Below are 4,337 nucleotides of genomic sequence, written 5' to 3'. Positions count from 1 at the left end.
ACTTCTTCCTGCTTAACGCCCAGCTGTTCGCCGATAATTTTCTTAACGCGTTCTTCGATAGTGCTCATACTCTTAAATTTCCTATCAAAACTCGCTTTCGCGATGGTTTTCGTAGTGTATAAAATGTTGAAAAATTTGCAACTAAATCCCGGCAGGTCTTACCACGATTTTACGCTATTTTGCGGCTGTTTGCCCCAATAACGCAAATCATTTTGCACGTTATTATGTCCAGGACCGCACAGACTGCGCGGTTCCTGAGCATTTTGTGCAAACTACGGTCAGACCATGTACATTCCGCCGTTGACGTGAAGAGTCTCACCAGAGATGTAACCCGCTTCGTCAGAGGCTAAGAATGCCACCGCACTGGCGATTTCTTTTGCATCGCCAAGGCGACCCACTGGAACTTGCGCCAGAATACCCGCACGCTGATCATCTGACAGCGCACGCGTCATGTCCGTTTCAATAAAGCCCGGAGCAACAACGTTCACAGTAATACCGCGAGACGCAACTTCACGCGCCAGCGATTTACTGAAACCAATCAGACCGGCTTTCGCCGCAGCGTAGTTAGCCTGACCAGCATTTCCCATGGTACCAACCACAGAACCGATAGTGATAATACGACCATGACGCTTTTTCATCATAGCTCGCATTACCGCTTTTGACAGACGGAAAACAGATGACAGGTTGGTCTCGAGAATGTCGTTCCACTCGTCATCTTTCATTCGCATTAACAGGTTATCACGAGTGATCCCGGCATTATTGACCAGAATGTCCACTTCGCCAAACTCTGCACGAATATTTTCCAGAACAGATTCGATAGATGCCGGTTCGGTCACATTCAACATCAGACCTTTTCCATTAGCACCCAGATAATCGCTGATGGCCTGAGCACCGCTTTCGCTGGTTGCAGTGCCCACAACTTTCGCGCCACGGGCAACGAGCGTTTCAGCAATCGCACGGCCAATGCCGCGGCTTGCACCGGTAACCAGTGCAACTTTTCCTTCAAAACTCATGGTTTTGCTTTTCCTCTTATTATTGTTCAAGCGCCGCTGACATGGCCGCCGGTTCGTTAATAGCCGACGCAGTCAGGGTGTCAACAATACGTTTTGTCAGGCCGGTGAGGACTTTACCCGGCCCCACTTCATACAAATGTTCAACGCCCTGAGAGGCCATGAACTCAACGGTTTTGGTCCACTGAACCGGGCTGTAGAGTTGACGAACCAGCGCATCGCGAATGGCGTCTGCAGACGTTTCGCACTTCACATCTACGTTATTGATAACCGGAATCTGTGGGGCGCTGAAGGTAATGTTTGCCAGTTCAGCAGCCAGTTTTTCAGCAGCAGGTTTCATCAAAGCACAGTGAGACGGCACGCTAACTGGCAGCGGCAGCGCACGCTTCGCACCAGCGGCTTTACAGGCAGCACCCGCACGCTCAACGGCTTCTTTATGACCGGCGATCACCACCTGGCCCGGAGAGTTAAAGTTCACCGGCGAAACCACCTGCCCTTCAGCAGACTCTTCGCAGGCTTTTGCGATAGACGCATCATCCAGACCGATGATGGCAGACATACCGCCCGTGCCTTCTGGTACAGCTTCCTGCATGAATTTACCGCGCAGTTCAACCAGACGAACCGCATCGGCGAAGGCCATGACGCCTGCACAAACCAGTGCAGAATATTCGCCCAGGCTGTGACCCGCCATCAGCGCTGGTTCTTTACCGCCCTGCTGCTGCCATACGCGGTACAGTGCAACGGAAGCAGTCAGCAGTGCAGGCTGTGTCTGCCAGGTTTTGTTCAGTTCTTCAGCTGGCCCCTGCTGAGTCAGTGCCCACAGATCGTAACCCAGAGCATCAGAAGCTTCACGGAATGTTTCTTCGATAACCGGGTATTGCGCGGCCATATCAGCCAGCATACCGACAGTCTGAGAACCCTGTCCCGGGAACACAAAAGCAAATTGCGTCATGTTGTAATCCTTAATTAGAAACGAACCAGTGCTGAGCCCCAGGTAAATCCACCGCCGAAGGCTTCAAGCAGCACCAACTGACCACGCTTTATACGGCCATCACGCACGGCTTCATCGAATGCGCAAGGCACGGAAGCAGCAGAAGTATTACCGTGACGGTCAAGCGTGACCACGACATTATCCATAGGCATGCCCAGCTTCTTCGCTGTCGCACTGATAATGCGCAGGTTGGCCTGATGAGGCACCAGCCAGTCGAGTTCGCTACGATCCAGATTGTTCGCAGCCAGCGTCTCTTCGACGATATTGGCCAGCTCTTTCACCGCCACTTTGAAAACTTCGTTTCCTGCCATGGTCAGATGAATAGAATTTTCCGGATGAACACGATCGGCATTTGGCAAGGTGAGCAATTCACCGTAGTTGCCATCCGCGTGCAGGTGCGTGGAAATGATCCCCGGCTCTTCGGAGGCACTCAGAACGACAGCGCCTGCGCCATCACCAAAAATAATGATCGTCCCGCGATCGGTCGGATCACAGGTACGTGCCAGAACGTCAGCGCCAATCACCAGGGCGTGTTTAACCGCGCCTGACTTAACATACTGATCGGCAATGCTCAGCGCATAGGTAAATCCTGCACAGGCCGCAGCGACATCAAATGCCGGGCAGCCTTTCACACCCAGCATAGACTGGATCTGGCATGCCGCACTCGGGAACGCATGAGTGGCAGAAGTGGTCGCCACAACAATCAGGCCAAGCTGCTCAGCGTCAACGCCCGCAATCTCCAGCGCACGTTTCGCGGCTTCATAGCCCATGGTGGACACGGATTCGTCTGGCGCGGCGATACGACGCTCACGGATACCTGTGCGTGTAACAATCCACTCGTCAGACGTATCTACCATTTTTTCCAGGTCGGCGTTGGTACGCACTTGTTCAGGCAGATAGCTGCCGGTACCTACAATCTTCGTATACATGTACGCTCAGTCTTTTGGTGGTAATACAGATTCGAGGCGAGCGCCGATCCGCTGTGGGACCTCGCGCTGCACCGCCTGCACTGCCTGTTCAATCGCCACGCTAAACGCGCGCTGATTGGCTGCACCATGACTCTTAATCACCGTGCCGCGCAATCCTAACAGACAGGCGCCATTATACTGGTCGGGGTTGAGGTGACTGAATCGCCTGGAGAGGCTTTTTTGTAACCAATGTTTCAAAATTTTCAGCCACCACGGCTGTTTTTTCCCCTCGCCCTGAGATTTCAGCAGGGAAAGAAACATTCTGACAACGCCTTCCATGGTTTTTAATGTGACGTTTCCCGTAAAACCGTCACAAACCAGCACATCTGTTTTGCCGGTGAGTAATTCGTTGGCTTCAAGATAGCCGATATAGTTGATGGAGGAGACCTTTTTCAGCAGCGCTGAAGCATCACGAATGTTCTCATGACCTTTGCTCTCTTCCTCACCGATATTGAGCAGTGCCACTCGTGGCTGGCTAATGCCGACGACTTCTTCGGCCATCACCGCGCCCATGACGGCAAACTGTACCAGCATCGTGCTGTCGCAATCCACGTTGGCGCCCAAATCAAGCACCACCGTTTTGCCCTTTTGCTGGTGAGGCAATACCGTCACCAGCGCCGGACGCTCAATGCCGTCAATCGGCTTGAGTAAGAGTTTGGCAAGCCCCATCAGCGCGCCGGTATTCCCGGCACTGACACAGGCCTGCGCTCTGCCTTCTTTCACCAATTCAAGCGCAATACGCATTGAGGTTCCCCGGCTGTTGCGAACCGCATGGGCCGGACGGGCATCACTGGCAATAACTGACTGGGCAGGGATTATCTGCAGACGTGAACGTTGTTCAAAATCAGCTTTGGCGAGTAATGGCGTTATGGTGTCGGGATTTCCGACGAGAAGAAGCGAGAGTTGCGGGTTAGCGTGCAGTGCCTGCAATGCTGCAGGCACCGTCACGGAAGGGCCAAAATCCCCCCCCATGACATCCAACGCTAGGGTCAGACGTGTCAAGGTTTCGTCGCCGCCTGGTTCGGTTTATCCCCGCTTACGCGGGGAAATCCTCACTAAGCTTCATCACGCTCGCGCGTGATTACTTAGCGATAACCTTGCGACCGCGGTAGAAACCGTCGGCAGTGATGTGGTGACGCAGGTGTTTCTCACCAGAAGTCTTGTCTACAGACAGGCTGGTAACTGCAGTCAGCGCGTCATGGGAACGACGCATGCCACGTTTGGAACGGGTTGGTTTATTCTGTTGTACGGCCATGGACCTTACTCCTCAATTACTTACGCTTTAAGCTGGCTAATACGGCAAATGGGTTTGGTTTTTGTGCCTCTTCAGGCAGTTCGCCAAAGACCATGTCCGCGTCGGACACTTCA

General features: G+C 53.1%; 5 protein-coding genes and 2 pseudogenes. All 7 read right to left on the bottom strand.

What is annotated here, in order from left to right:
* Positions 1 to 68, bottom strand: a pseudogene (locus ACRCWW_RS01880) (acyl carrier protein); the annotation flags it as partial.
* 210 nt (positions 69 to 278) lie between these two features.
* Positions 279 to 1,013 (bottom strand): 3-oxoacyl-ACP reductase FabG, encoded by a 735-nt coding sequence (gene fabG / locus ACRCWW_RS01875; protein ID WP_438680877.1) that lies wholly within the window; start codon positions 1,011 to 1,013, stop codon positions 279 to 281.
* 19 nt (positions 1,014 to 1,032) lie between these two features.
* Positions 1,033 to 1,962: an ACP S-malonyltransferase gene (fabD, locus tag ACRCWW_RS01870; RefSeq protein WP_438680876.1), complete on the bottom strand. Its 930-nt coding sequence runs from the start codon at positions 1,960 to 1,962 to the stop codon at positions 1,033 to 1,035.
* Between the two features lie 14 nt (positions 1,963 to 1,976).
* The gene (locus ACRCWW_RS01865; protein ID WP_438680875.1) at positions 1,977 to 2,930 is read right to left on the bottom strand and encodes a beta-ketoacyl-ACP synthase III; all 954 of its coding nucleotides are present in this window, start codon (positions 2,928 to 2,930) and stop codon (positions 1,977 to 1,979) included.
* 6 nt (positions 2,931 to 2,936) lie between these two features.
* Positions 2,937 to 3,971 (bottom strand): phosphate acyltransferase PlsX, encoded by a 1,035-nt coding sequence (gene plsX / locus ACRCWW_RS01860; protein WP_438680874.1) that lies wholly within the window; start codon positions 3,969 to 3,971, stop codon positions 2,937 to 2,939.
* A 79-nt stretch (positions 3,972 to 4,050) separates the two neighbouring features.
* A complete protein-coding gene (gene rpmF / locus ACRCWW_RS01855; protein WP_000290724.1) occupies positions 4,051 to 4,224 on the bottom strand; it encodes a 50S ribosomal protein L32 in 174 nt (57 codons plus the stop codon).
* A 16-nt stretch (positions 4,225 to 4,240) separates the two neighbouring features.
* Positions 4,241 to 4,337: pseudogene (locus ACRCWW_RS01850) on the bottom strand (23S rRNA accumulation protein YceD); the annotation flags it as partial.

The organism is Scandinavium sp. (assembly GCF_051650185.1).
Lineage (GTDB): Bacteria > Pseudomonadota > Gammaproteobacteria > Enterobacterales > Enterobacteriaceae > Scandinavium.
The sequence above is the reverse complement of the archived record's forward strand: the minus strand, read 5'-3'. Positions and strand labels throughout refer to the sequence as shown.